This window comes from Ruminococcus sp. AF37-20 (assembly GCF_003460465.1).
Taxonomy (GTDB): domain Bacteria; phylum Bacillota; class Clostridia; order Oscillospirales; family Ruminococcaceae; genus Hominimerdicola; species Hominimerdicola aceti.
In genome coordinates this window covers 37189-63535 of the sequence record NZ_QTVE01000005.1, presented here as the reverse complement: position 1 = coordinate 63535, position 26347 = coordinate 37189, and the positions used below count along the sequence as shown (strand labels likewise).

At 40.3% G+C, this 26347-nt stretch carries 28 protein-coding genes; 9 read left to right on the top strand and 19 right to left on the bottom strand.

All coding sequences use genetic code 11. The annotated features are described in order from the left end of the window. Positions 1-392: 392 nt before the first annotated feature. From DW015_RS04750 to DW015_RS04690, 14 genes are all read right to left on the bottom strand, one after another. Positions 393-809, bottom strand: coding sequence for a hypothetical protein (locus DW015_RS04750; RefSeq protein WP_117904558.1), 417 nt, complete (start codon positions 807-809; stop codon positions 393-395). Next, the gene (locus DW015_RS04745; RefSeq protein WP_117904557.1) at positions 796-2775 is read right to left on the bottom strand and encodes an AarF/UbiB family protein; all 1980 of its coding nucleotides are present in this window, start codon (positions 2773-2775) and stop codon (positions 796-798) included. Before DW015_RS04745 ends, DW015_RS04750 begins: the two co-directional genes overlap by 14 nt. A 16-nt stretch (positions 2776-2791) precedes the next feature. Continuing rightward, positions 2792-2953 (bottom strand): hypothetical protein, encoded by a 162-nt coding sequence (locus tag DW015_RS13370; RefSeq protein WP_181979835.1) that lies wholly within the window; start codon positions 2951-2953, stop codon positions 2792-2794. Then, positions 2953-3282 carry a hypothetical protein gene (locus DW015_RS04740; RefSeq protein ID WP_117904555.1) on the bottom strand — a complete coding sequence of 110 codons (330 nt, stop codon included), beginning with the start codon at positions 3280-3282 and terminating at the stop codon, positions 2953-2955. The genes DW015_RS13370 and DW015_RS04740 overlap by 1 nt, the downstream gene beginning before the upstream one ends. Positions 3283-3287: 5 nt before the next feature. Next, positions 3288-5135 carry an FtsK/SpoIIIE domain-containing protein gene (locus DW015_RS04735; protein ID WP_117904554.1) on the bottom strand — a complete coding sequence of 616 codons (1848 nt, stop codon included), beginning with the start codon at positions 5133-5135 and terminating at the stop codon, positions 3288-3290. Between the two features lie 7 nt (positions 5136-5142). Next, entirely contained in the window at positions 5143-8553 is a 3411-nt protein-coding gene (locus DW015_RS04730) for an FtsK/SpoIIIE domain-containing protein (protein WP_117904552.1), read from the bottom strand. After that, positions 8550-9641, bottom strand: coding sequence for a hypothetical protein (locus DW015_RS04725; RefSeq protein ID WP_117904550.1), 1092 nt, complete (start codon positions 9639-9641; stop codon positions 8550-8552). Before DW015_RS04725 ends, DW015_RS04730 begins: the two co-directional genes overlap by 4 nt. Before the next feature lie 119 nt (positions 9642-9760). Further along, on the bottom strand, positions 9761-10081 hold the full coding sequence (locus tag DW015_RS04720) for a hypothetical protein (protein ID WP_117904549.1): 321 nt from the start codon (positions 10079-10081) through the stop codon (positions 9761-9763). A gap of 19 nt (positions 10082-10100) precedes the next feature. Next, positions 10101-10454: a hypothetical protein gene (locus DW015_RS04715; protein WP_117904546.1), complete on the bottom strand. Its 354-nt coding sequence runs from the start codon at positions 10452-10454 to the stop codon at positions 10101-10103. A gap of 28 nt (positions 10455-10482) precedes the next feature. Further along, positions 10483-10791 (bottom strand): hypothetical protein, encoded by a 309-nt coding sequence (locus DW015_RS04710; protein WP_117904545.1) that lies wholly within the window; start codon positions 10789-10791, stop codon positions 10483-10485. 1 nt (position 10792) lies between these two features. Then, positions 10793-12274, bottom strand: a complete 1482-nt coding sequence (locus DW015_RS04705; protein WP_181979834.1) for a tetratricopeptide repeat protein — start codon at positions 12272-12274, stop codon at positions 10793-10795. A gap of 38 nt (positions 12275-12312) precedes the next feature. Next, a complete protein-coding gene (locus DW015_RS04700; RefSeq protein ID WP_117904541.1) occupies positions 12313-12990 on the bottom strand; it encodes a PoNe immunity protein domain-containing protein in 678 nt (225 codons plus the stop codon). Between the two features lie 43 nt (positions 12991-13033). After that, entirely contained in the window at positions 13034-14764 is a 1731-nt protein-coding gene (locus tag DW015_RS04695) for a polymorphic toxin-type HINT domain-containing protein (RefSeq protein WP_117904540.1), read from the bottom strand. Positions 14765-14791: 27 nt separating this feature from the next. Next, positions 14792-15367: a hypothetical protein gene (locus DW015_RS04690; protein WP_117904539.1), complete on the bottom strand. Its 576-nt coding sequence runs from the start codon at positions 15365-15367 to the stop codon at positions 14792-14794. A gap of 486 nt (positions 15368-15853) precedes the next feature. On the opposite strand from DW015_RS04690, the gene DW015_RS04685 reads away from it, so the two are divergent. The 8 genes from DW015_RS04685 to DW015_RS04655 are packed head-to-tail and all read left to right on the top strand — an operon-like array spanning position 15854 to position 22446. After that, positions 15854-17590, top strand: coding sequence for a site-specific DNA-methyltransferase (locus DW015_RS04685; RefSeq protein ID WP_117904537.1), 1737 nt, complete (start codon positions 15854-15856; stop codon positions 17588-17590). Between the two features lie 10 nt (positions 17591-17600). Further along, positions 17601-17744, top strand: a complete 144-nt coding sequence (locus DW015_RS13365; RefSeq protein ID WP_181979833.1) for a hypothetical protein — start codon at positions 17601-17603, stop codon at positions 17742-17744. Continuing rightward, on the top strand, positions 17735-20365 hold the full coding sequence (locus DW015_RS04680) for a DEAD/DEAH box helicase family protein (RefSeq protein WP_117904535.1): 2631 nt from the start codon (positions 17735-17737) through the stop codon (positions 20363-20365). Before DW015_RS13365 ends, DW015_RS04680 begins: the two co-directional genes overlap by 10 nt. Before the next feature lie 18 nt (positions 20366-20383). Then, positions 20384-20587 (top strand): hypothetical protein, encoded by a 204-nt coding sequence (locus tag DW015_RS04675; RefSeq protein WP_117904534.1) that lies wholly within the window; start codon positions 20384-20386, stop codon positions 20585-20587. Between the two features lie 20 nt (positions 20588-20607). Further along, a complete protein-coding gene (locus tag DW015_RS04670; protein ID WP_117904532.1) occupies positions 20608-21210 on the top strand; it encodes a DUF1349 domain-containing protein in 603 nt (200 codons plus the stop codon). Positions 21211-21221: 11 nt separating this feature from the next. Next, positions 21222-21587, top strand: coding sequence for a hypothetical protein (locus tag DW015_RS04665; RefSeq protein ID WP_117904530.1), 366 nt, complete (start codon positions 21222-21224; stop codon positions 21585-21587). Between the two features lie 21 nt (positions 21588-21608). Further along, positions 21609-22070, top strand: a complete 462-nt coding sequence (locus tag DW015_RS04660) for a hypothetical protein (RefSeq protein ID WP_117904528.1) — start codon at positions 21609-21611, stop codon at positions 22068-22070. A 19-nt stretch (positions 22071-22089) separates the two neighbouring features. Further along, the gene (locus DW015_RS04655; protein WP_117904526.1) at positions 22090-22446 is read left to right on the top strand and encodes a multidrug transporter; all 357 of its coding nucleotides are present in this window, start codon (positions 22090-22092) and stop codon (positions 22444-22446) included. 62 nt (positions 22447-22508) lie between these two features. On the opposite strand, the gene DW015_RS04650 is transcribed toward DW015_RS04655, so the two are convergent. Next, complete coding sequence (locus DW015_RS04650) at positions 22509-23831, bottom strand: NYN domain-containing protein (protein ID WP_117904524.1); 1323 nt, start codon at positions 23829-23831, stop codon at positions 22509-22511. A 404-nt stretch (positions 23832-24235) separates the two neighbouring features. Here DW015_RS04650 and DW015_RS04640 point away from each other — a divergent pair, with 404 nt between their 5' ends. Further along, complete coding sequence (locus DW015_RS04640) at positions 24236-24790, top strand: hypothetical protein (RefSeq protein WP_207659355.1); 555 nt, start codon at positions 24236-24238, stop codon at positions 24788-24790. Positions 24791-24837: 47 nt separating this feature from the next. On the opposite strand, the gene DW015_RS04635 is transcribed toward DW015_RS04640, so the two are convergent. Genes DW015_RS04635 through DW015_RS04620 form a run of 4 tightly spaced genes read right to left on the bottom strand, consistent with a single transcriptional unit; the run spans position 24838 to position 26344 of the window. Then, positions 24838-25053, bottom strand: a complete 216-nt coding sequence (locus DW015_RS04635) for a hypothetical protein (protein ID WP_117904521.1) — start codon at positions 25051-25053, stop codon at positions 24838-24840. Further along, entirely contained in the window at positions 25043-25225 is a 183-nt protein-coding gene (locus DW015_RS04630; RefSeq protein WP_022286500.1) for a hypothetical protein, read from the bottom strand. Before DW015_RS04630 ends, DW015_RS04635 begins: the two co-directional genes overlap by 11 nt. After that, positions 25225-25635 (bottom strand): hypothetical protein, encoded by a 411-nt coding sequence (locus DW015_RS04625; protein ID WP_022286501.1) that lies wholly within the window; start codon positions 25633-25635, stop codon positions 25225-25227. The genes DW015_RS04630 and DW015_RS04625 overlap by 1 nt, the downstream gene beginning before the upstream one ends. Before the next feature lie 4 nt (positions 25636-25639). Beyond that, positions 25640-26344: a hypothetical protein gene (locus DW015_RS04620; RefSeq protein ID WP_022286502.1), complete on the bottom strand. Its 705-nt coding sequence runs from the start codon at positions 26342-26344 to the stop codon at positions 25640-25642. Positions 26345-26347 lie beyond the last annotated feature (3 nt).

Here is a 26347-nt window from a genome sequence, read left to right as displayed (position 1 = left end):
AGACTGAATGAATATAAACAGAGAATACCAGTAGTGATAGCGTTATGCTCAATACCAATATCTCACTAGAAAACGAAGTCTTTACAATAATAAAAGCAATTGCCGAAATGATCATAAGAATATCGATATATTTGCTTTTCTTATTTTTAAAGAAACAAAGGATTCCTGGAAGGACGTATTTTCTATAATTATGCTTCTGACGGATCTTACCTAGATAATGCGTTAGTATTAAACCTACAATTAGTCCTATCCAGAATATGAAACCGACCATATATGCTATTGCTTTTTGCAGTTTTGTTCCTTCAAAATTAGAAAAAGGAATCAGAATAAATGATAAAGCCGATATGAGAAATGATATCACACTATACAGCAAAATACCGCAGTATCTGTTTTTACTCATGTTTATCATCATCGCTTTCTTCGTGAGAGTTATCGCTTTTCGTTGGCTTTAATAGATTATGCAAAGCTTTATATGAAGTTCCATTAATATATTCTTTTTTGAACAAGCTGTTTCCCTTCCTTCGATAAGGAAAGTACGCAAATGCTCCTAAAACAAATGCGATCAATGCAACGAACAGCGAAAGCATCATGAAAAGGTGCCAAGATTTGTAGTTAATTCCAAGCGTGCTATGAAGGCCCGTTATGACTGCAAATATAATAAAAACACCCAGCATGCAAGTGCAAGCAGCAAATCCGGTGAAAATGCCGTAAACAATGTTACCTATAACAGGTTTTTTCTCGAATCTTCTGTCAAAAGTCATCTTGATTCGTTTTATGAATTCCACATTTGCCACCTCACATTTTTTCAAGACTATTAAGCGTTTCAATAACCTCTGAACGTTTCACGCTTTTTTTCTCAGCTATCTGATTTATGACATAGTCGCCTTTGTTGTTTAAGGTAACGGCTAGCATCTTGATAATGGTACGGTACTCTTTTAAGTTAGCATTTTGTACAATCAAATCATACGCATCTACATAATCATAATCATTTTCTCGATCAACGCAGTAAAGAGCTATTGCCAGCTTGTAACCAATATCGTCTGTAGAAAGGCCTAGCGAATTGACACTCGCCGCAATTGAAGGCAACTCAACTGGATTAGCATGCTCAATAATCTTATCAGCATATTGGATCTTATCATTGTTATCATCAAGCTGATTAAGTAATGTAATCATAAGTGTCGCCTCTGAGGAATTAATCACATTATCATTACATAAGAACACGAACGTTTCATCACAAACTTCAAGTTCCTGTGCTCCAGTTGCCAATTCCATTCGTTCAAGTGCGATTTCAGACAGCTCCCCCTGCTTTGTGGTTTGATATGCAGAATCTCCTTGTTCTATGTGATTATTTATCTCACTGACCAGGTTATTCCAGTTGCTTTTTGCGATTCGAGCACCAATTGCTCGATAAACACCCGATATCAGTAGCAACGAAAGGAAACAACCAATGCAAATTCCAAATGTTATAGAGGAATTTTTTACTTGTTTGTTTTCCCCCTTTTTAACAGTTGGAATAGAGTCTCTTGCATCTTCCAAATCACGAATTATCTCGTCATATCCATGATAGAATGCTGGATCATTCATATACCCATCTAAGCGTTTGCGAGTGCATTTCTTTATAATATTCTGTAAGGCAAGATTATATCTTCCACCTAATGGTCCAGTACATTCAAGAGATAAATCTCGCTCATAATAAGAATCGTGATTCAGCAAATGCGATTCATAAAAGCGTGATTTACGGTTTAAAGTTGAGAATTCTTCGCTGTTAGTTACTAATTCAACAATATTTAGGCATTCCCAGAAGGTTGCCCCAAATGAAAAAATATCGCTTTCAATTGACATTCTTCCAATTTCAAAGCCATTTGTTTTGTCTTCACTTTTATCATTGAGTAGAGTTAATGGGAAACTGTCATCTATTGCAGCCCTAAAAGCTTCCGGGGCTGCATAACCAATCGTTCCATGACAAAATGGATGGTTGATGTCTTCTTTGACTCTGACACCATTATCATTTATGTACTTAAATGGTGCGAGCTTATGATATATATATCGATCACGCTCATCTAAAAATTCTGATCGTCCAAAATCAATTAAAACTAATTCTTCGCTTTGGCTTGTGACCATGATGTTTTCGGGTTTTATATCAAGATGCAGCACTTTCTTTTTGGATGTCATGCTTATAAATTGTAATATACCACACAGACTCAGCATATAATGCAACATTTTATCTTGATATCTGAAAAAAGTTTTTTCATCTTTGTATTTTTTTAGAACTTCTTCCTTTTCAAAGTCCTTAAACTCATGGTATTTAATCCAACGATTATCTTTAAACTTCTCAAGTCCCCAAAACTGCCTGATACAGTATTGTTCCAAAGACCAACCGTCGATATATTCTTCAACAACACAGAAGCAAGGTATCATTGCACCATTTAATTCAATGCTTTTACTTCGGATGTGCTTTGATATTTCTGGCGTTTTCAAATCAAAACTTTCGCCAAGATCTTCTATAACATCATATATCCGAGCCACACTACGACACTCTTGAAGTTCTTCAAATATTCTAAGTTCATTATTCGTAAATCGCTCAAAGCGAGAACGAGAGTAGGGCTTAAACTTCAAAACACAAGAGAATGATAACTCTTCTTCATCTTGACCGTTTACAGAGATTTTTCTGCCTTTAAATACAAAGCTTTCAGTTCCCTGGGCAATAAAGCCATGTGGGAAATCCTTTTCATCTATCTCATAAATGAATTTACTGCCCTTTATCTGGGTACTCACCGAATCACATCTCTTTCTAATCCAAGTTCTCTGGTAAAGCTAAAATTCCAAAAATAGATTGATCTACCTCGGTATCGTTGCATTCAAAAAGAACGATCTCAGTCTTAATGTCATCGTTGGTTTCATCAAAAAGTTCAATATTTCCGAGATCGTCTGAACTATTAACCGTTTTGTTCATTAATTTCCACCTTCCTCAGAAGTTGGATTTTCATTGAACGCAGCTAAATCGGCATCAAGCTGCAAATATGCATCTCTTGCACTTTTTACAGCCCCTTCATTTATCGCATCGAGAACTTCTCCAACACTTCCGATTTTTTCAAGAATGTGTTCAACCTCTTTTCGATATTGATTAGCACCAGCACCTTGCCATTTTCCGAGTAATGCTTCGTTAATCCGTTTGAATTCCTTTATAATATTATCAAAGTCCGTTTTGGCTACCTGACTATCCTTTTCAAATTGTACAAGCTTTTCGATATCAGCACATCTGATATGATTACCATCAGCCATTACTATTACCTCCATTTGTCTTGCCTAATAAACTTCATCTTCATGAGCTTGTCAGCTTCTATATCATAAAAATAACCATCCCCAGTTTCACATCGAGCATATTCTTCCCTTAATCCTTTTACATCCATACTGCCGAATACTGTCTTTTGTCCTCGTTCAGCAGCAAATTCTGCGATACTATCGAGTAAGAAAATAGCATTTAATGAATTATTAAAAAAGTTATTGCTTTCTTGATCTGTAATTTTTTGCACATCAGTGAAAATAAAAATCAGATCTTTTTCTTCGGCGATGGCTGCGAGTTTTGGAAGAATGTTGTTTATAAACTGTTTCTCACCATTAGCGCTTAAATAAAGCATTTTACTCTGAAGAATAAATACCGTCGGTTTAATCGGATTTAGTTCTTCGTTGTAAGACGGCATAAGTCCTGCCATCTCCTCACCGTATATATAAGTTGCCACAGGAGATTTAAGTTGATTATTAGAAATTCCATTCCAAGTGAGATCCATGTAATAATCATTAATGAAATGGTAAAACTGCTGAAACGGTGATAAAGTCTTCTTGAAACCAGATGCAGTAGTCGGTTTATCTATAATGTCCATAAAATCAGTTGGGGTTTTTTGATTCATTCCACTATCGTTATTTGGAGGGAGCGGTGAGTTTCTCTTTGTTTCATAAAACTTTATACAGTCCAAACCAAGTGATTCACATCTATTATAGAATTCTTCAAGCTGCTTTCTTCCGTCATCAAAAAATACAAACCTCGAAGATGATTTCTTTTTAAATAAATCCTCAAGAATGACTCTAAGCAAGTTTGTTTTTCCATATCCTTTTTTTCCATAAATGCCGAGTACCCTTGATTCTGAGAAATCGATTGTCACCGGACAAAAGTCAATGTAATCCAAACCAACAGAAACAGGACAAGGAATCCAAGGAATATTTTTTTTCGTTGTTATAGGTTCTTGTTTTAAACGTTGATACTCGTCACGAGTCAAATCGCCATTGAATGTCAGATGCTTCTTTACACACCTGTCAAACTTGCCATTTTCTTCTCTACCACTTTCTTCGTTGTAGTGATACTTACTCTTTAAGCAGAACAAAAAACTACTATCAGGCTCCATCTGATCAGAAATATAGCATTGAACCTCATATGGTGCATTCATTCTAAATGTACCTTCAATATTATCAGGCTTTATGGTTACATTCGCAAAGCCGCGCCCAGGAATCGCTCCGATTTCTGATACTTTTGAATTGAATATCTCGATATATTTATCCGAGGGCATTTCAAATGCGATTTTCTGCCCAAAATTGTTGAGATATGATGATAACCCTTTAGTATCTGATGCAGTAAATACAATTGAAATGCCTTTTGACAAACCATCTCTGCACATTTTGGCGAATTTTTCTTGATATGCTGAATACCTCGGTTCATCTTGGAACGAATTAAGATTATCAATTATAAATGTCGTGTGAACAATCTTTTTTTCACCGAAATATGAAGAAAATCCGGTTCCCTCCAGAATCTCAGTATTCTTCTTGATTCTTTCTTCAAGTATCCTGAAAACACGCTTAACATATTCTTCATTGGAATTATCAAAGTATGCTGCAACGAGAGGCATAGTTTTATAGGATGCAAGAGCTCCACCAAAATCTAATATAAAAATTTCCTCATCATCAGGATTAGTGATAATATGTAGCGTTTGAATCAGTAATTTAAGGAAGTTTGTTTTTCCACTCATTGCTGCACCGAACAGAGCTATATTTTTGTCGAGTAAGTCAACTTTAAAAAGAGGTTGCTTCTGTACAATAGGAATATCGTACTGACCTAACGTACAAATCAAGTTTCTCTTGTCCATTGCTGTATCAACTCCATTCTGTTGCATTTATAAGCTTTGGTTGTTTTATCTTAGTTTTTAATGGGGGAAGGAATATTGTCTCTGGAATTTGTTTTCCTGTATTAACTGCAATAATAGTGTCCACAACAAACTTCAATTGAGTAGCATTAGGATCAACATTTTTTTGTTGTGCCTGCAATACAGTATTATCCTTATCTGAACGATAGAACTTTTCATTAAAAGTTCCGCTGTCAGGCACAAATGTGATATTCACAGGATCTTCAATGCTTGTATTTTGATTAGAACCTGTATAGGCAGATTGAAAGTACTCAAAGCGAGAGCCTGTTCCTACAAGTAAATAGGCTCGTCCGTTCAGCGGCATTTTCGGAGCAGCCGCCACAGGACTATCAATCATTTCCTTGGAAGCTTGCTTCGTGGCAACCTTTAGGCAGATTCTTGCTTTAGAGTTTACTCTTATATCGTCAGTGATAGCACCCTCGATATTCTGTGATACAAGAATGATATGAAATCCAAGCGTTCTGCCAACACGGGCAATCGTTGTTATTTCCGCAATAAAGTCAACGTCATTGCTTTCGCTTGAAAAACGCTTTAATTCAGTAAACTCGTCAACTACAAGTACAAGATGAGAAAGACTTTTGATTTTATCCAGTCCTTTATTAACAAATGTGTCCATCTGTTTAGCGTTAAGTTTACTCATTTTCTCAAGAATCTTCTTGACTGTTTCAGAATAATCAGCATCGTCTATGGCTATTTTTTGCTGTTTGAGCTGAATTGAAATTTCATAGAGTTCTTTCAAAGACTTCGTCCCATCAGCTTCGATCATTCCGGAAATTTCTACCATTATTCGTCTTGCGCGAATATATGCATCCGCTGTATCTATTCCAAATTCCTGAAGAAGTAGTTTTCTCTTTTTAATTTCAGCATTAAGCGTCTCAAGAAATCGTTTCAGCATATATGCGGATGATATTCCTTCACTTTCACCTGCCGTATCGGTAACTACGCCGACACAATGTGGCAAATCTCCTAAACGATCTGAAAAACCTCCACCTTTCATATCAACTAACATTAAGTTTAAATCCATGGGAGAAAACTTCATACACAATCCGATTAGATAGGTGATAATAGTTTCGGATTTTCCGGAACCAGTAGTACCTGCAACAAGCATATGAGGACCGTCTGCTTTCTCATATAAGTCAAGTGACATTGATCCATGTTCATTTGCACCAATCTTAACACGTAAATTTCTGGTGACGTCATATTCTTCTTCACTTGATTCCCAGCACTCAAGTATGCGTTTTGCAAAAGGTGAGGTAGATAATGGATTATCCACACCATTTTCAGGAATGATATCATCACTAGAAATGTCATGCAATTTAAATAAGGTAACCATGCTTGGCACCTGACCGTTCTCTGCAATACGTGTATAATAAATGGCTGCAAGTCTTCGGTATGCAAGCTCATATTGTTCTTTGTATTCTTTAGAAGAGAAAATATAGTCATTCCAGAAATTGGGATACTTATTTGTCTCCGTCATATTAGCTAAGATGTTCTCTCGTGTCATAACGCTATAGCGTGGTACAACGTAGCCATATCCCACTTTTTTAGCGTCTACATTCATGTAAATTACATCTCCACAATAACGAGGAAGCTTATCCTTATCATCGCGGCAAAAAATAAATGTTAAACCGAGTTTATTCTGGTAGTCTTCACCCTCTTTGGGAGCTTCGGGAAGATATTTTGAAAAACCAGTAGACTTGATATTATAATCTTCAAATACTACACACACTATCTGGGTGTTATGTTCAGATTCAACTTCGTTTTCTTCATCGGATTGTATGTCCTTGGCTCTTTGAGTCATTATGTTCAATAATTGACCATAAACAAGACCAGCGCTCTCTTTGTCGAAAACGAACTGAGATGTATTTTCTAGTAATTCGTTGCAGTGAGGAAGAAATTTATATATATCAATCCTTTGTTTTTGCTCCTCTATACTCAATCCCTCTTCAAAGAAAAATACAAATTGAATATCTTCCGGAGAATGATAATAAGCGAGTTCTAATACAATGTGCTTAATAGTATCATGTGCAAAGGAATTGTCAGGAGAAACTATACCCAAGGCACCGGCATTTCTTATATCAAGCATATATGGTGCCTTAATACCGCTCTTACCCCATGTTTTACCATCAATATATCGGAAATATTCTGTGGAAAACCTGTATGGCAAATCAGAAAGCAATACTTTTTCTTCTGAGATCAGCCCTTCCCTTTGAGACTTCTTGAGTTTTGCTTCCTCATCCTTCCGTGTATGTTTCTTTATAAATGCATACCACGGTAATTCACTTTCAGGTGTAAGAATATAGATCCCTGCGATTCTCTTATCAGTTGTTCTCTCGTCTTTGCTATTAGTGCATGTTTCGTACCGTAAATGATAATAAACATCAGAAAAAATCTCATCTTTTTTCTCATATTTAATATCGAAAAGAGGTTTCACATGCTCTGATACACCTAAAGTAATACGCATAAAATCGTTATCATTTTGTGATCTTGAAAAAATAGCAGAATCTAGTGTAGATAACTGTGCGAACAGTTTTAACATATCCGGATACAACGACTGAAGATAGGTGAGGTCAGCTTTTTGCCAAATACCTATCTTTTCGTCAATCAGACGTTTAATATATTTTTCGTAGTTTTCTTTCCATTCGGTTTTCTTCTTAGTGTTCGTTGCTCCTTGTTTAAAATAGTTGTAGGTGGATGTAACCAAAGTCATTACACCAGTAGCAGCCGTCATCATCCACATCATACCACCCATACCACTCGAACTGGCAGATTTAGACATCACAGCTCTAACGCCTATCATTCCTCCTGTAGAAAGAACGGTAGGTATCAAAATGTCGGCTAACGTTCTTTCGTCTTTTTCAGGTATATCACCTGGAGGGAGAATTTCAATATCCGATGAATCGACCGCTTCAAGAGTACGACTGCTTATATTGTATTCAAGGGGATTATCATCGGAATCAAGAATATAGCTACTTGGAATTTTATCAAAGAGCAGTTGACTCTCCAATTTACGCTTCATAGTTATCAGTAAAACGCTTGAAGTAACAAAGCCTAATTCAATTAGTGTTACCTTATTAGACAACAATTCTTCTTCAAAATTGATAACCTTGAATTTGCCTTTTCGAGAATAATCGACAACAAACTGCTTACGGTGTTTTAGATAATCCTTAAAAAGAATAAAATGTTCTGGAAAATTATTATGAAGTCCATAATACAGGCCTTCAATAAAAGCTTTTAGTGTTATATCATCCTTAACAAGGAAAGCGAGACTATCAGTGATTCCAGAGAATTTTTCACCATATTTATTCGAATCATTAGGAAAATCAAATTGAACTGAAATCATGATTTCATTATTTTTCATTTGCTACGCTCCTTGCATAATAGTATTATTCTTTGAATAACATCTGTAACCGTTTCTTTAGTTATCGATTGAGTTGCAGGTATGTTTATCTCCGGCATATCGGTAACCTTTACCGAATCAACAGGCTGAATCTGGGGAAGATGTGCGATGGCACTATCAGACTTTTCAGGCATACCAGTGATCCTAACTGAACCTACAGACTGAATCTGTGGAAGTTTTACGATAGCATTATCCGGCTTTTCAGGCATACCAGTGACCTTAACTGACACCACAGGCTGAATTTGATGAAGTTTTGTGATAGAACTATCTGGCTTTTTCGGCATACCAGTAACCTTTGCTGAACTCTCAAGCTGAATCTGTGGAAGTTTTGCAATAGCATTATCCGGCTTTTCCGGTATACCAGTAACCTTTACCGAGCCAACAGGCTGGATCTGAGGAAGTTTTGCAATAGCACTACCTGGCTTTTTCGGTATACTGGAAATCTTCACCGAGCCAACAGGCTGAATCTGAGAAAGTTTTATGATAGCATCATCTGGCTTTTTCGGCATACCAGTAACCTTTGCTGAACTCACAAGCTGAATCTGTGGAAGTTTTGCAATAGCATTATCCGGCTTTTCCGGTATACCAGTAACCTTTACCGAGCCAGCAGGCTGGATCTGAGGAAGTTTTGCAATAGCACTACCTGACTTTTTAGGAATACCTGCAAGACGTATTTTCCCTATGGGCATGACTGTTGGCATTATCCTTACAGCACCGCCTCGCTGATCTGACATTCCTTTAATGTGGATCTTACTAGGCGGAGTAAAACTCGAATAAGAAACAACCACCTTACGCATCTTATCTAATAATCCCTGTGGAAAAGAAACTTTCTTTGGAGCGACAATATCACATTGTGGGACATCAATTTTGGGAATTGGGTTAATACCACTGAACTTTGGCTTTCTATACTGATAATCAGCACCCTCGATTCTCTCAAGCTGTCCGACAAAAGCCATCCTCTCTTTATATAGTAGTAATTCTTTGTTATATACTTCTTTCTCAGAATCACTTAGTAAAGCAAGTTCTGCATCGGTTAACTCTCTAAACATATATTGCCACCTCCTAATAAAAAGTACAGCCTCAGCCAAATAATAGCACCGAGGCTGTACGCAATCCAACCAACTATTTTTTATAGTGCGAAGGTACATTATACACTTATGTAGGTGGGTTAATTGCCACCATTGCCTCCACCATTTCCTCTGATGCTATTCGCAAGCTGAGCATCAACATCATCAAAATTCTGCGCATTCGCCTTGAGAAGTTCTGAAAGGCCCTTAACTGCACCAGGAATATCCTTAGTTACAAGACCTTCAATATTAGTCTCAAAAAATTCAACTAAAGCATCCTTAGCGTCGCCTTCCATTGCCTCGATAGCAGCTTTAAAGGCGGCAACAAATGTCGTTGCTGCTTCTCCATACTGGGTTGAATAGTTCAAAAGATTTGTTACGCTCGTATCCATTGACGCTTTTACTACTCTACAACCTGCCATATTAGTATCCTCCTATAAATTACTTGTTATTTTCCGTTCCGAGTTGCTCATCAACGCCTTCAGTATCTGGTATAGCAGATTTGATACTCTTGCAAATTGATTCAAGCATCTCAAGCGCACCTTTGAGACTTGAACCTGTTGCAGGTTCAATATTGTTTGTGTAAAAGTTAACGAAGCCTTTCGATGCTGAACCAGTGAAATCACTCGCTGTAAGGGTTTCAACCTCTTTCTTTACAGTACCATAGAGACCATCAGAACCATTACCGTCAGCAGCACCAAAAGCGGTGGTACGGTATGCCTGAATGGCCTTGATTGCTTCATCCATCATCTCAGGTGTGATATTCACTGTTCCTGTTTTGCCCATGCCTGCCATAGTTAATTCCTCCTAAATATCGTTTTATTCATTCGTTCAGTTCCTCGAACTTAACGAATATATCCTTATAGTATCCTGTGCCTATTATAGTATTTAGCGTATCAGAAATATGCTGAATAACTGCACTCATATCCTCAATCGGCTGCAGAAGAACATTTTTAGCTGTAAACTGAATTTCATCTCCTGCCGAAGTATCCAATGCACTTGTTACATCTTCGTACATTTTTTCAAGCTTGGTTTTAAGATTAGCAGCTTGCTGTTTCAGCGATGCCATATCATCGGACGCCGTTTTAAATGCTGTATCATCAAGTACAATGTCATGAAAAAGAAATGCCATATTACTTACCTCCGTTCTTAGCTTCGTTCAGCTCTTCCATAAGAGGTTTCTGTAATTCTTCCTTGAGATACTTGCACTTTTCTTCTGCTTCATCAAACTGCTTAGTATCGATTAAACATCTCACTCGAAGCATCATTGCATTGATGTCTGTAGGATCTTTCAGTATATTATTTCTCAGCTTTTTAATAACTGAACCATACTGATCCTGCCAACCATCCAAGTTAAGATCTCGCATTGCTCTCGCTTCCGTGTACCAGCCGAGTTCAATCATTGAAGGCTCTTGACTCTTTTGTAACTCTAAAGCATAGTACATTATCTTACGATTGTCTTCAAGTAACGTATACGCACCAATGTACATACGATTGATTCTGTCTCTATCCTCAGCAGAAATATCAAACGCCTCGTCAGTGAGCTTGTATTCGTCGTTGTCTGCTTTAGATTCCTCAGTCGGAGTGATATATGTACCGCTTTTCCTCATCGCTTCCAGTTGTTCAACACTCAATTGTTCATAGCGATAAAGATTGGCATTCATCTCATTTAAAATCGAGTTTGGATCTAACTGTTGAGGTGTATACTCTCCAAACAGAACGCCGTTGTTATAAGAGAACACAGGCTTTTCCGCTGCAACTAAGCACTCTATGACTTTATCAGCATCTTCAAGCTGAAGATAGAGATCGGCGGCAGTTAAATAGCACTCGACAACATCAGAAATACTCGGTTTCTCTTTTTTCAGGAAATGCTTAATATAAGCTAACGCTTTCTCAAAATGAATCGTGTCGCCATCTTGTTCATGCTTAACAAGTTCGTAATTCACCATATCCCCGCAAAGAGCGAAAGGGAAGGAGGGGAGGTTCATTCGAGCATAACGCAATTCCTTAAACGCATCGTCTATACGTCCAGCCTGTTTGAGCAAAATGTAAGCAGCTTGATAGCCGGAATAGTCAGATGGTGCAAGCAGCTTCATCTGATTAGCAGTCTGCAAGCCATTTGTAATCTCATCAAGAAGCCCATAGATAACCGCCTTGCGTTTCAGTATATCCATGTCTGCCGGAATGATAAGCTCCGACTTTTTCAAATTGATGAGAGCATCATCAAGCTTTCCAAACTCCTGATTTACAATTCCAAGGATATGATACATCTGTCCTGCGGCATCTTCATTCAGCCCAAGCTCATCTGCTTTAGCAAAATTCTGCATGGCTTCAGCAATCTTATTTACGCTTGCCTGTGCATAGCCGAGGCTGAAAAAGCGATTTCCATTGTTCGGATCGCAGTTTACAGCTTTTTGGTAATACTCAATTGCATCCTCATATCTACCAAGTGACATACATACATTAGCTGCACACTGATAAGCATCTGCACAGTTTTCATCAAGCTTAATTGCTTCTTTTGCGAGTGTAAAAGCTTCTTGGAACTGACCATTAATAAACGCCACTTTTGAATTAGATATAAACTCAATGAGTCTTTCATTTTGTATATCTGACATTTTATCACTCCATTCTCTTCTGGACTGTTTACGAATCATTATACGAAATGAACCATATCATATGGATAATATTGCTCATTTTTCAAATCGTCATCTATAAAACCAAGTCTTTTTGCAATAGCACCAGCTTCAAAACACCAATATCCATAATACTGATATTTATTCACCAGTTCATGTGTACCATACCAAGCACTATCTACAGAGCCTTTATACCATCCTCTCAAATATTTTAGAAAAGCATCTCTATCTTCATCGTTAATGCTTTTTACTAACTTTTTGTATGGACGAGGAAAGGATATTTTCGATGTATCAAACTCACTTTTATTTCCAATGAGGATAAAATCTAATAATGAATCATATGTTTCAGATTTCCTCAATTTATTTTTTATTATATTCAACTTACCATCGTCCAAATTCAGAAGATATGCTAAAGAAGCAAAAATAATATTGCTCTCGTATACTGAATCATCCCACGCTTCACCAAACAAATCTAAAGAAGATTCAAATTCTTTTTTTATTTCTTCAATTGAATCACCTTTTGAATACTTAGCGATTATTATCCCGATTTTTTTTTGTAAAATGTAATCTTTTACAAAAAGTATCTTGTCATTTAAGTATTTTCCAGCAGCAATACCCTCTTCAAATCTTTTGATTCCTTCTGACATTTTCAAAATATACTCATCAAAATACTCTTTTGATTTAATTGTATCTCGCATAATATTCTCCTTAATATCAAAAATTCTTGATGTAAATAATTGTCTACTTTAATGACTTAACACTAGTTGTAACATTTACTAAACCGTTATCGTTACTTACATTTACTCTGAACAATTCCTTAACAGTATCACCAGTTGCAAGTCCTTCGATTATGTCATCTGGGTCATCGACTATTTTTCCTATATTATTTTTTATCCATTTATCACCCATTTGCGGACCGCTCTTTTTGGTGTTACCTAACTGCGAAGAACCATACTTTGCCTCTGCTATGATAAATTTAGGATCTCCATTCGGATCCTTATTCTTATATACGCCATCTATACCATGATGAATTTTATCGTCCAGTGATTCAACACCATTATGCATTTTCTCAAATCCCTTGCTGTCATAGTGTTCATCCATCTTCATTTCACCATAGTTGCCTTTTTGTTTTTTTGTTTCCAGTTCTATTTCACCAGATTCGACTTTCTTTACACAGTCATTGTTATGAACCCAAATCTTGCAATTGCCAACAAAGTATGTATGGTAATCCTCAACTTTGAAGTTATAAACAGTTATAGGCTTCTCGCACTGCTCAATATCATGTGTTTCAACGATAAGATCTTTACCGTCAACACTTATGAGTTTATCACCTACGAAAAGACCTTCTGCCTTGATAAATCCTCTGCCTTGTACATAGAATGGGTGATTGTCAGTAGTTACTATCTTCTCACCGTTTATTGTAAGATGAACAAGCTTGTATACCTTACGTTCAAATGCTTCAAGAATGGTTTTCTCACCGACTTCAAATGACTCAGGATCAGCAGCTAAGACCTTATCACCAGCTCTAAGCTTTTCAATTGCAAGTAAACCAGCAGTTGTAAGAATCAATGTACCAGCAACAAAGCATGCCATATTCTGAGAAGCAGCACCTGAGAACGAAGATACCAAGCTAACACCCATCTGGAACTTGTTGTATACATCGCTCTGGTGCATTTTGTTGTTCAGTTCTGTAATAGGATTGTTAGGATCTATCATTCCAAGTCCCAATGAAACCATGTCGAAACCATCCATACTATTGGAAATGGCTCCGCTGATTTTAGAGGTTGTCTGTATTGCGTTTCCTAATTTAGAACCGCAGGTTATGAATTTGCCAGCGATTCCACCTACGCCGCCCAAGGCACCACCCATTATGGCACCATCTAATGCGCCTTGGGCAAATCCTTCTAGGAATGACCCTCCGGTTAGCATACTGGTAATTCCGCCGATCAAGCCGCCGGTCAAAGCACCTTTTAAGGCTCCGATAAGAATACCAGTGCCTATACCCTGTAAGCCAGGAACGCAAAGGCAGACAACAGCCGCTACGATTTCAATTACAAGCACAATCTCTTTCCAGTGATCTTTACACCACTGACCGACCTTCTTTAAGCCTTCGCAGAACTTTTCCCAGTCGGTCTTCTCACAGTCAGGCTTAAGATAAGAGTATTGTTTGTAAAAGTCCTTCTTGGCACGAGATATTTCAGAAGAAGCAGAGTTATCACGATCTACTGTCAAGTTAATGAATTCATCGACTTCTCTTTGTGTAGCTTCAAGACCTGCAATCTGCTGCTCTTGTGTCTGAGATGAGGTCGAGATGCTCGTGACAACACTATCGCATACACTGCTGTTGATTCCGAGAACTTTCGATTTTAGGGCAGACAAATCCACGCAGAAGTCTCCAACAGCAGACTTAGCTTGGTTAATATAGTTAGACATATTGTTTATCTTACTTTTATATAACTCAATCGTTGCCATGTACACACCTCCTATTCCTCAATATTATTACGTTACTGCCGCATCCATAATCTTTTTATAGTAAGCCATATTTGTTAAACAACTTCGTTTGCTTGCTTCATACTGGTCAATCATAGCCTGTGCTCTGCTTATTTCTGAATCAAGCTCTTGTATACGAGCATTCAATGCTTGTAATTCTTGGTTGAGTGCTTCTATAACTCCGGATACAGTCGATGTCCCTTTTGAGATAGCATCAAACACTGCTGTCAATTGAGAGTTAGCACTTGTTGCTTTTTCACCAAATGCATTACATAAATCAAATGAACTGACAGTGCTTGAGCTTACCATTGTCTTAAAGTTTGAGGCGGCATCTTCGACTTTACTGTTTATTTTAGTAAGGTGAGAAAAAAGGTCATCATGAACACCAGTTGTACCACTTATAGCTTCAAAAAGCTCTTTATTCTTTTGAATTTCCGTTTGCTTATTCTCCACTTGGACGCATTTATTCTGACGTTCAGACTGATACTCGCCTATTTTATTCTGATAAGACACAACATATCCGCAATACTCATAATATTTGTGCTGCTCAATATTATAAAGCTGAGTAGCTTCTTCTGGAGTCATATTTCCACCCCCTTTTTTCTCATAGTTAATATGATTAGCAAAAATTTTTCCTTTTTGCTAAAGCCATCAGTTTTTTTATATTTAGTATACCACAAATCTTTGAAAATTGCAATAGGTTCGGAAATGTTTTTAGAATTTTTTTGTGTACCCTCTATTGAATTTGGTGCAAAATCAACAATATGGAAAGGCTAAAAGAATATGGCGATAACTCTTTATCGAAAAACAGTTGTTATATATCGATAGTACAAAACAGTTTCAAAAAGGATTGCGTATATGTCTTTTGAAAAAAGCTTCCGTGATACGCCTCTTTGATATTCAACTAAAATATGATTATACGCCTACGAACGAATCGGCAACTATGAAAGTATCGAAATAAGTAAACATTAAGTTGCACTCAATTTTTCGTAGAAGCGGTTGAAAATCCCTCCGATCTATGCTATAATAATAAGTAAAGCATTTATCCCCATAAAAAGGAGCGTGACCGAAATGCCGACACTTGACTGGATAGGCAAGGATAAAGTCATCAATCATCACATGGACGTGCCGTACCGTGTGCTTGATGCACAATACGAATACGGTGAAGCCGACGGCAATATGATAATCTACGGCGATAACCTTTCTGCGCTGAAATCCCTTTTGCCGCAGTATGAGGGCAAGATCCGCTGTATCTACATAGATCCGCCATACAACACAGGCAACGAGGGCTGGGTTTACAACGATAACGTCAATGATCCCCGTATAAGGAAGTGGCTCGGTGAGGTAGTCGGCTGCGAGGGCGAGGACTTGTCCCGCCATGACAAGTGGCTGTGTATGATGTATCCTCGGTTAAAGCTCCTGCATAAGCTGCTTGCGGAGGATGGGGTTATTTTCATATCCATTGATGATAATGAGCTTTACAATCTGAAAATGATTTGTGACGAAATATTTGGTTCTTCATGTTTTGTAGCCAATATTGGATGGCAACGTACTTATTCAAAACGTAACGATTCAAAGGGAATAATGGCTGAAATAGAACACATTCTGGTTTATAGTAAATCTGAAGAATGGAGTCCTTATAAACTTGAAAGAACCGAAGATATGAATTCAAGTTATGAAGCAATTGACGGTGATTCACGTCCGTGGTCATCTGTAACCGTTAATGCACCAGGAGCAGCTACGCACACCGGAATGGTTTATGCTATTCAGCACCCTATAACTGGAGAATTGCTATACCCACCTATTGGACGGTGCTGGTCTTTCGGACAACCGCAAATGCTTGAACAGATGCAGGAATGGGCTGAGTATCAGTTAGTAGATATTCATGATTATGATAAGAGATTTGAAATATGTAATAATGCTGAGAAAACCCCACAGGAAATTTGTGCAATAATGATGGTTGATTCAAGTGAAGAAGCAAGAGCTAAGGTTAAGGCTAAATATGACTTGGGCTTAGAAAAGAAATATTCTTGGCCGCTTTTGTATTTTACTAACAAAGGAAAGGGCGGTTTAAGAAGAAAACAGTATTTAGAGGTAAGCACCGGTCGAGTACCAACAAATCTTTGGCCTCACTCAGATACTGGACATACAGGAGAAGCAAAGAATGAGGTCGCCTTATTATTTGACGGCAAAGCTCCTTTTGATACTCCTAAGCCAACAAGACTAATAGAGCGAGTTCTTCAAATCGCAACAGACAAGAATTCTATTATCCTTGACAGCTTCGCAGGCTCCGGCACTACCGCCCACGCAGTCCTCAACATGAACAAGCAGGACGGCGGCAATCGCAAGTTTATCCTTATCGAGATGATGGACTATGCCGACAGTATCACCGCAGAGCGTGTAAAGCGTGTCATTGACGGCTACGGTGAGGGCAAAAAGGCAGTCGAGGGAACGGGCGGCGGCTTTACATTCTATGAGCTGGGCGATACGCTCCTTGACGGCGAGTATCTGAACGAGAATGTTCCGCTTGATAAGATACGTAGCTATGTCTATTTCACCGAAACAAAGCAGGCTGTGACCGACAAGGCGGATGAGCCGTATTTCCTCGGTGAGTATTACGACACGGCTTACTATTTCTATTACGATAAGAACGAAGTCACAACTCTTGACAGGGAGTTTTTGCACATGGTCAAGACCAAAGCCGACAGTTATGTGATCTATGCCGATAAGTGCATTTTGAGCGATGAGGAGCTTGAAAAGTTCCATATCACTTTCAAGAAGATTCCCCGTGACATTACAAGAATGTGAGGTAATTGCAATGGATAAAACATTGGAAGCACTGAAAAAAGCAAACAAAACGCTTGACAGAATAAATGGGAAAATGGATAAGGTGCTTATGATGATGGGGCGGCTTATCATAATTGCATTGGCTGTAAAGTTGGTGATTAAAATATGGAGCTGAACAGTTATCAGCGTGAAGTAATGGGCAATCTGTCCGCATACCTGTCTGCACTTAACGAGACAGACGATCTTCACAAGGCTTGGCAGAAATATTGGAACGATCAGGACGTTACTGTTGGTCTTGACGGTGTCCCCGGCTATCGCAACAGTATCAAGGGAGTACCCCATGTTTGTATGAAAGTACCGACAGGCGGCGGTAAGACCTTTATGGCTTGTGCAGCCGTCCGCCGTATCTTTGACGCATTGCCGCAGGGCGGTATGCACAAGCATACACCGAAAATGGTGGTGTGGCTCGTTCCGTCCGATCCTATTTTGGTGCAGACCACAACGAACCTTATGAACCCCGATCACCCGTATACACGCCGCCTGAATGCCGATTTCAACGGCAGAGTGGGCGTATTTACAAAAGAAATGCTCCTGAACGGACAGAATTTCACTCCCGATACCGTTCATGAGCAGCTTACTGTCTGCATTTTGAGCTACGGCTCTCTCCGTATCGACAGCAAAAAGAAAGATGTCCGCAAGGTTTATCAGGAAAACGGCAATCTCAAAAACTTTGCCGACTATTTCAAGGACGAGTCGGAACTGCTTGCCGATACCCCCGATACTGCATTGATACAAGCCCTGCGTCACCTCTCGCCCGTTGTTATCGTTGACGAGAGCCACAACGCAGGTTCAGACCTCAGCGTGGAAATGCTGAATAACCTCAACCCGTCATTCGTTCTCGATCTGACGGCAACTCCTCGCAAAAACAGCAATATCATTTCGTATGTTGATGCCAGAAAACTCAAAAAGGAAAACATGGTCAAGCTGCCCGTTATAGTGTATAACCGCACTTCCAGAGACAGCGTTATCGACGATGCTATCCACCTGCGCGGAATACTGGAACAGCAGGCTATCGAGGAAGAAGAACGCACCGGCGCATATATCCGTCCTATCGTGCTTTTCCAGGCACAGCCGAAGAACAACAATGATAATGACACTTTCGATAAGGTAAAGGAGATACTTCTCGGCAGAGGCATCCCCGAAGAACAGATAGCAATAAAAACTTCAAAGGTCAATGATCTCGGCAAAACAAACCTTATGAGCCGTGATTGCCCGATACGCTATATCATTACGGTCAATGCTCTGAAAGAGGGCTGGGACTGTCCGTTTGCGTATGTCCTCGCAAGTCTCGCCAATAAAACGTCTAAGGTCGATGTGGAGCAGATACTTGGCAGAATACTCCGTCAGCCTTATGCCCGTAAACATGGTGCTAAGTTGCTGAACAGCTCATTTGTGCTGACTTGTTCCAATGCGTTTCATGATACCCTTGACAGCATTGTGGTAGGCTTGAATAATGCAGGCTTCTCACGCAAGGATTACCGTGTTGGTGAAGCGTTGCCCATGACCGAACCGGAGTCGCCTGTTCCTACACCTCAGCCGGCACAGACTACCATGCCGTTTATTCCGGAATCGGAACTTGAAGCAGAAGATGATTTCTCGGATATTCATACTCCTGTCGAGCCCGCGCTTTATACAGAAGTAGTAAAAACAGCTCCGCCGTCCGTTGAGGAGATGATCTCGCAGGCGGAGGAAACAGCAGAACAATACGAAGAAGAAAACAAAGAAGAAAGTGTATGGATCGGTGGTGAACTCGGTGAGATGCTAAAACAATATCGTATTCAGGAACAATTCGCTGAACAAGTGCAGACTTTGAAAATACCGCAATTCTGTATTGAATCTGTTCCAGATCTTTTCGGAGGCAATACAGCTCTGCTTACAAAGGAAAGTTTGTTGAAAGGATTTTCACTGAGCGAACAGGACGCATCTGTCAGCTTTAGCCTGTCAACAGGCGAAATGTTTGAGATAGATGTCGAGAGCCAGGGTGAAGCCGTTCCGAAGTATAAGAAACTGTCTACCCTCGAAGATGAGTATCTCCGCAAGCTGTTTGCTAAAATGGCACCGGAGGAGAAGATTGAGAGCTGCACAAAGCGCATCTGCCATGAGATCAACCGTGACAATACTTTCAGCACCTCGGAAGTTGAAGCCTATGTCCGCCGTATCATTGCAAATATGACCGAAGATGAGCTGGCAGCACTTGAAACATCGTATTTCACTTATGCTAACCGCATTAAAGAAAAAATCAAGTCCCTGCGTGAAGCGTATATGCAGGAGCGTTTCTACGATCTTATTGAGCGTGACCGTGTATTTACTGATGCTACATACGCTTTTCCTATGGTGATAACTCCGTCCGAATCAACGGATAAAGTACCGAAATCTCTGTATGAAGCCGAATGGGATCACATGAACGGCTTTGAGAGAAGAACGCTTGATGTAATAGCCGGCTGTGATGGTGTGCTTTGGTGGCATAGGATCATAGAGAAAAAGGGTTTCCGTATCAATGCTTTTATCAATCACTATCCCGATTTCATTGTGATGATGAAGTCCGGAAAGATTATCCTCGTTGAAGCGAAAGGCGATGACCGTGACAATGGTGATAGCCGTACTAAGTTGAAACTCGGTAAGACATGGGCGGCACAGGCAGGTAGAATGTTCAAATACTATATGACCTTTGACCACAACTCTATTGACGGAGCATATAATCTTGAGGAGTTTGCGGAAGTCCTCAGAGATTTATGATTTGTGGAGTGAGGAAATATGGCTGACAGAATATGCCCTGAATGCGGTAGAAAAATGAAGCAGCAGTTTATAGGCTTAAAGCATTGCAAATGCGGAATGAGCTGGTTAAAGTCCATAGGGTATTTTCAAAGGACATCTGATATGGTATTCTGCCTTGAGCGTGTAAAAATCGGTGGTAAGATTAAGCAAATGCCGACAATCAAGTATAAAAAGCACGATTGAATTTTTACGGAGGAACAGCAATGACCGAGAATATGAAATGGACAAGAGCGCCGAAAAGCTCTGATATCAGCGATGAACGCATTGAGATCGTGACCGAGCCGCATACAGACCTGTGGCAGCGAACGTACTATCATTTCCGCAACGATAACGCTCCCGTTCTGCAAGCGGAGACAGATGAAAAATACTTCTCTTTCATAGTGAAAACCAATTTCACCGACAGCCACCACCGCTTCGATCAGTGCGGTATCGTGATGTATCTTGATTCGGAGAACTGGCTGAAAGCATCGGTCGAATATGAGAATGAGGAGTTCCAGCATTTAGGCTCGGTCGTTACCAATCACGGCTACTCCGATTGGGCAACAACGGCTATCCCTGCAAATGTCAAGACCATGTGGTATCGTTTCAGCCGCCGTGAGGACGATTACTGTATCGAATGTTCCTATGACGGTGTGAACTTCTCGCAGATGCGTGTGTGCCATATGTGGGAGAGCAAAGGCAGGATACGCTTCGGTGTATATGCTTGCAGTCCCGAAGAATCGAGCTTCAAGGCGGTATTTACCGATATGAAGCTCACCGAATGTGCGTGGAAGGCACATGACGGACAGCAGCCGGATAAAGAGTAACGGAGAAAAATATGAAAAAAGATGTACTGAGAAACAAACTTGATACGATAAAGCTCCCCATTGATAAGCCTGATACAAAGAAAGCCCCCGAAACCTATGATAAACACTACCTTCCGGTATTAGAGGAACTTGGTGTAAAGACAAGGGCTGATATAGACAAGCTCCGTGAAGCAGTTGACGATAAGATCGTGCAGATGAGCGATGAGCTGCGAATGCAGACCTTGCAAGACCTGATGTCGGGAAAGATCAAGGATATAACCCAGGTGCCGCTGTACCGTGACGGCAATTCTATCAGGAATATTCCGGATAACTTTGCACCGTGGATTGGCTTCATCGCTTGGCTGAATGAACGGAGAACAGCACTGTTTGAGGAATAACCATTTCAAGGAGCAATAACAATGCAGTTAATGTCAAACCGAAAAATCGCCTATATCTTAACGCTTGTCTGCTACCGTGAAGTAGAATGCTGGGAACAATATCATACGGAACACAAAAAACTTGATCTTTGCATATATCGTGAAATGCTGTTTGAGATCAGAACTAAACTCGACTTCTATCTTCCTTTCACAAAATATATGCGTATGGGTAAAGATGAATGGATTGCCCATGAAAAAAAGCTCACGCAGCAGGAACAGGATTATATGCTTGGCTTTGCTTATTACGGCGCAAGTATTCATGAATGGCAGCCTGCGATCAAGCTTGATGCACCTTATGGTGATGATATTGCTGAATATCTTCTATCAGGACGGTTCAAACAGGCTTGTTCAAATGGCGAGATACTTAACAATGAGCTTATGAAACAAATCAACATAGATGTGCATAACCGTATGTTTACATTGATTGAAAACAACTTAATTTAGGCGATAAGGAGCAATTGCAATGAATCAATTCGGATACCCTGAGAGCGATTGGAAACTCTACAAAAGCAAGATCGCTGACTGGCAGGAAGGCTACATGGAAAAGCTCTGTAAGGAGTATATTGAGCTGTTAAGCTCCGACAAGCTGCCCTCGGAAAGATTTTGGGAGCTTGAAAAGCGTATCAGGGACGATAAGAGAGATACGGGCGTGGTCGTGACCAATTCACGTTCTAAGGTCATAGACAATATCCTCGATCTGCTTCATGAGGGTGCGATCACACTTGATGACCTCAGCGATTTCAGCGAAGAATTGCAGGAAAAGATCAAGTTTATATATAGCGGTGGATATAATAATCCTGATAACTGCAACAGACTTTGATCCCACTGGATTCAAAGTTCCCCATAACGAAAGGACGGCTCGCCTGAACCGTCCTTTTTCCGTCATATCTGAATTTCTATCACGAATTTACCCTCGGATATTTTCAGCTTCAACGTCTTGACATACCGATTGCAGAAATTCTCCATTTCCTTCATGGTAGCGGTCACTCTTGTTGCTTCGTATATCTTGTGGGTAAGGTCCAGAGGGTTCTCTCCGATGAGTGAAGGCAAATGCTTTTCAAGCTCCGCAAAGAGGACGGCACGTTTCAGCTCCTCCGTGCCTGCGGTGCAGAAATCATCTATGGCACAATAATAGATGTCGTGCTGTGCGAGGGCGTTCTTGATCGCCGTTCCGATCTTCTCGTATTCGTACATAACGAGAAACTTTGCTTTCGGCAGGCTCTCGATGAGTCCCCAAAAGTCGGAATCACTCGACACAATGATAAATGATGTTATTCCGTCACGGTAGAAGTCCGTGACTACGCTTGCAGTCATTCGCACATCGACCAGGGACTTTCTGTCGGTCACTCGGTCGATCTCTATATGCTCAACGGGTATCTGCGTGAATTTTGAGAGCCAATCCCAGCCTGCGGTAGTGTTCGGATCGTCATAGAGCGTAATTTTCTCGATCTTGGCAAGTTCATCTTGATTTAAGCCTTTCAGCACACTATACAGCTTGTATGGGTTGGAGTTCTCACAATCGACGGCGATAGCAGTTTTCTCGGCGCTGTCGATAAAATTATATATATTGTTTCGTGTCTCATCGTCTGCGTCCCGATATTTCGTATAGTCGGTGAAGCTGTCATTATGCTGACCGTAGATGATCTTCAGGAACTTACGGTCGGAATAGACGATGCTCCCGACTTCGGCAGGCTGCCAGTGAATATACATATGAAACGGGTAATGCTCGATGTTCGCCATGTATTTATTGAACTCGTCTTTCATCACTCCGTTCTTGTTGTACTTCGGGACAAAGAACAAGTCTCGGATATACTCCCAATTCAGCCAGTCATAGAACAGACGGGAGCATTTATCAATGTTTTCATTGATGAGCCTTGTGAAATCCTGCATATACTTCTCTGAACGGTAATTCGCCTGAACAATGGTAAATCCCCATTTTTCAAGCTGCTTGATGTTATCGTGGTCATACCATTCGATGTTATGCAGGTTTTTCAGCTCATACCGCATCAGATCATCGGTCTTTTTGAACTTCTGCATCAGTACGGTTCGGAGCTTACATAAATATCTTATGGTGGTAGCGTCCTTATCGGCTTGGAGCTTCTCGATCAGCTCGGCACACTCGCCGTAACTGGTTTTCAGCGCCGACATTCGGACACCTATCATATAAGCGATAGTAGTAACTACCTCTTTGGTATCAACGGTCAAAGAAATCCCTCCTATGAGTTGTCATTGATCTTAATATGGTTATCTATGACCGTCATTATCTCGTTAAGCCGACTTTCTCCGATGCCTTTGATCTTGCTCAGGTCGGCTCGTAAGCTATCATAATCAATGGGGTGCGTTTCTTGCTTGGCTTTCTCATAGCTCTGCTGATAGACGTTTCTGACAAAACTCTACATTTCAGTACGGTTCATTGACTTGATACGCTTGTATAATGCACGGTTTACTAATTCTTCGTTTTCGTTATCCATTGCAGTTCACCTCCGATCTGCTCTATATCCTGATTATAGCACAAATGGCGGTATATTGCAACGGATTTTGGTTTGCAAAAGGTTTACAGATTGACTTTTTCGAGTCTCGGTGGTATAATATAAAAAACTTTGCTTGAATTGGAGAAATACAATATGGTTAATTATATTCTTGGATGGATAAAGAATAAAAAGGCAAAAAGCAATGCGGAATCTTTTATAGGTGATGCCCTCGATATAAAAAAACATCTCGAAATATATAGAAAATTATGTCAATATCAAAAATACGAAAAGAATAACATTAAAATCTCAAATTTTAATGAGTGGGAAGCTCTTGTGCTTCAAGAGTTAGAAGAAAACATTGATAAATTCAAGATTAGTAACAATAATATCAAAACGTATTATAGCAATTTACGTCACTTCTATAAGCTTAGAGCCACAAATATTGATTGTGCCCATGATACACCGAATGCTCTTATAGGTTTCATTTTGGGTGTAATTATATCCGCAAAATTTAATGATATAGAAGTGATTCATTCCTTCTTTGAATCAGAATGGCTTTGGCTTGTAATTCCAGTAGGTATTATCGCTTTGGGACTTTATATTTATTTATCATTATGGCTTCATAGAGAATATGAAATGTATTCAGATTTACAAGCGATATTAGAGGAAAAAGCAAAGAATATAGAAACCTAAATCCATCAAACACGGATAACCGTCCTCAACAGACGGCTATCCGTTTCTTATTCCGCATACCCACATTCCAGCACTCTGAGCTTTGTATGCTCGCTGTCCTGCGGATCAAAAATATCATAGCTGATCGAGCTGCACGTGAGCTGACTGCAAAGCTCGGTGGCTCGTTTCAGGAAGTCCGACGGTATCTCACTATGAGAGCCGTCGTTTTTTATGAGCTTCACTCCGTTCCGGTGCAGTTCCTCAACGTATTCCTCACTCGTCATCGTCCTGTTCCTCGGTGCTTTCGCTTCCCTCGCTCGTTTCAAGCGTGATCGTGTGGGTGTAGATCATGTGGTCGTTCAGACAGTCCAGAGAGCAGTAAGGCTGATTGGTGTCCTGATGCCTGTAATAGCTCTTGCCTGCGGGTATCTCTTTGTAACAGTTCGCACAAAACATTATTCCTCGTCCTTCCATAAATAAATCATAGCTTCATTGACAGCTCTCTGCGCCTGCATACGGAGCATATTGCCGATAGAGCCGACAAGATTGACAGCACCGATCTCTTTGGCTACCTGAAATTCACGGCTCGACTGCATAAGAAGCTCGGTCTGACGGTTTACAGCGTCCGTGACCTTTGTATCAAGCTCGTCAAGGTGCTTGTATATCTCGCCCTTGTCCACGATTGCCTGCAAGAGGTCGGGCCGCATATCCTCTATGTGGTGCAGATAGTACCTGATGTGGTCGGTGTGAAATACATAACGCTCCGTTTTGCCCGTCTTGGGGTTGATATGCGTGACCGTCTGCGTGTCGGTGTCAACAGCCCACAAGGGTGAGCCGCTGACTTCCTGTTTGCTTTTGAAGATCATGTGATCACTTCCGTTTCCGTGTGAAGTAATACGCTGCACCACCGACTCCTGCGAGAGCTGCAACTCCTGCAACAACAGGCAGAAGATTGGCTCCGGATTGCGCAGAATTGCCCTCAGAACCGCTTGTCGGAGCGTCGGGGGTATCGTTACCCTCTGCGGAAGAACCGCCCTCAGAAGCCTTTTCCGTTCCTCCTGCGACCTCTCCGATCACTCTCGGACTGTCCTCGCCCTTATCGTTTATCTCATAACCGCCTGTGCTTTCGTCGGGTTCGTCTTTCAGCGTACTGAACGGAGGAAAGCTGTCCACGGTATTGCCGTTCTTGTCGATCATCTGCCAGTTGCCGCCCTGAAGCGTGAAGCTGTAAAGGTTGTCCTCAGTCTCGATTGTCCAGCCACCGTCATTATCGTCCTCAAAGTCCCAGCCGTCAATAAGACTGCGGTAGTATTTGCGATAGCCGTGTGTGACCTCTCCTATATCGTTCCAGTTGTAAGCTCCCGTGCCGTAGTTCTCGTCAAGCCACTTGTCAAGCAGATGATGCTTGTACGATGCTTCGGGATAATCAAGCCCGTTATCGCCCTTGCCGTTCCAGAGATCTTCCCAAATGGCGGTTTCAAGACTTTCACGGTCGGGGGCTTCGGCAGCGGATGCTGTAAAGCCTGAGCTTAGTGCAAGTGCGGTGCAGAATAACGCTGTAATAATCTTTTTCATGAT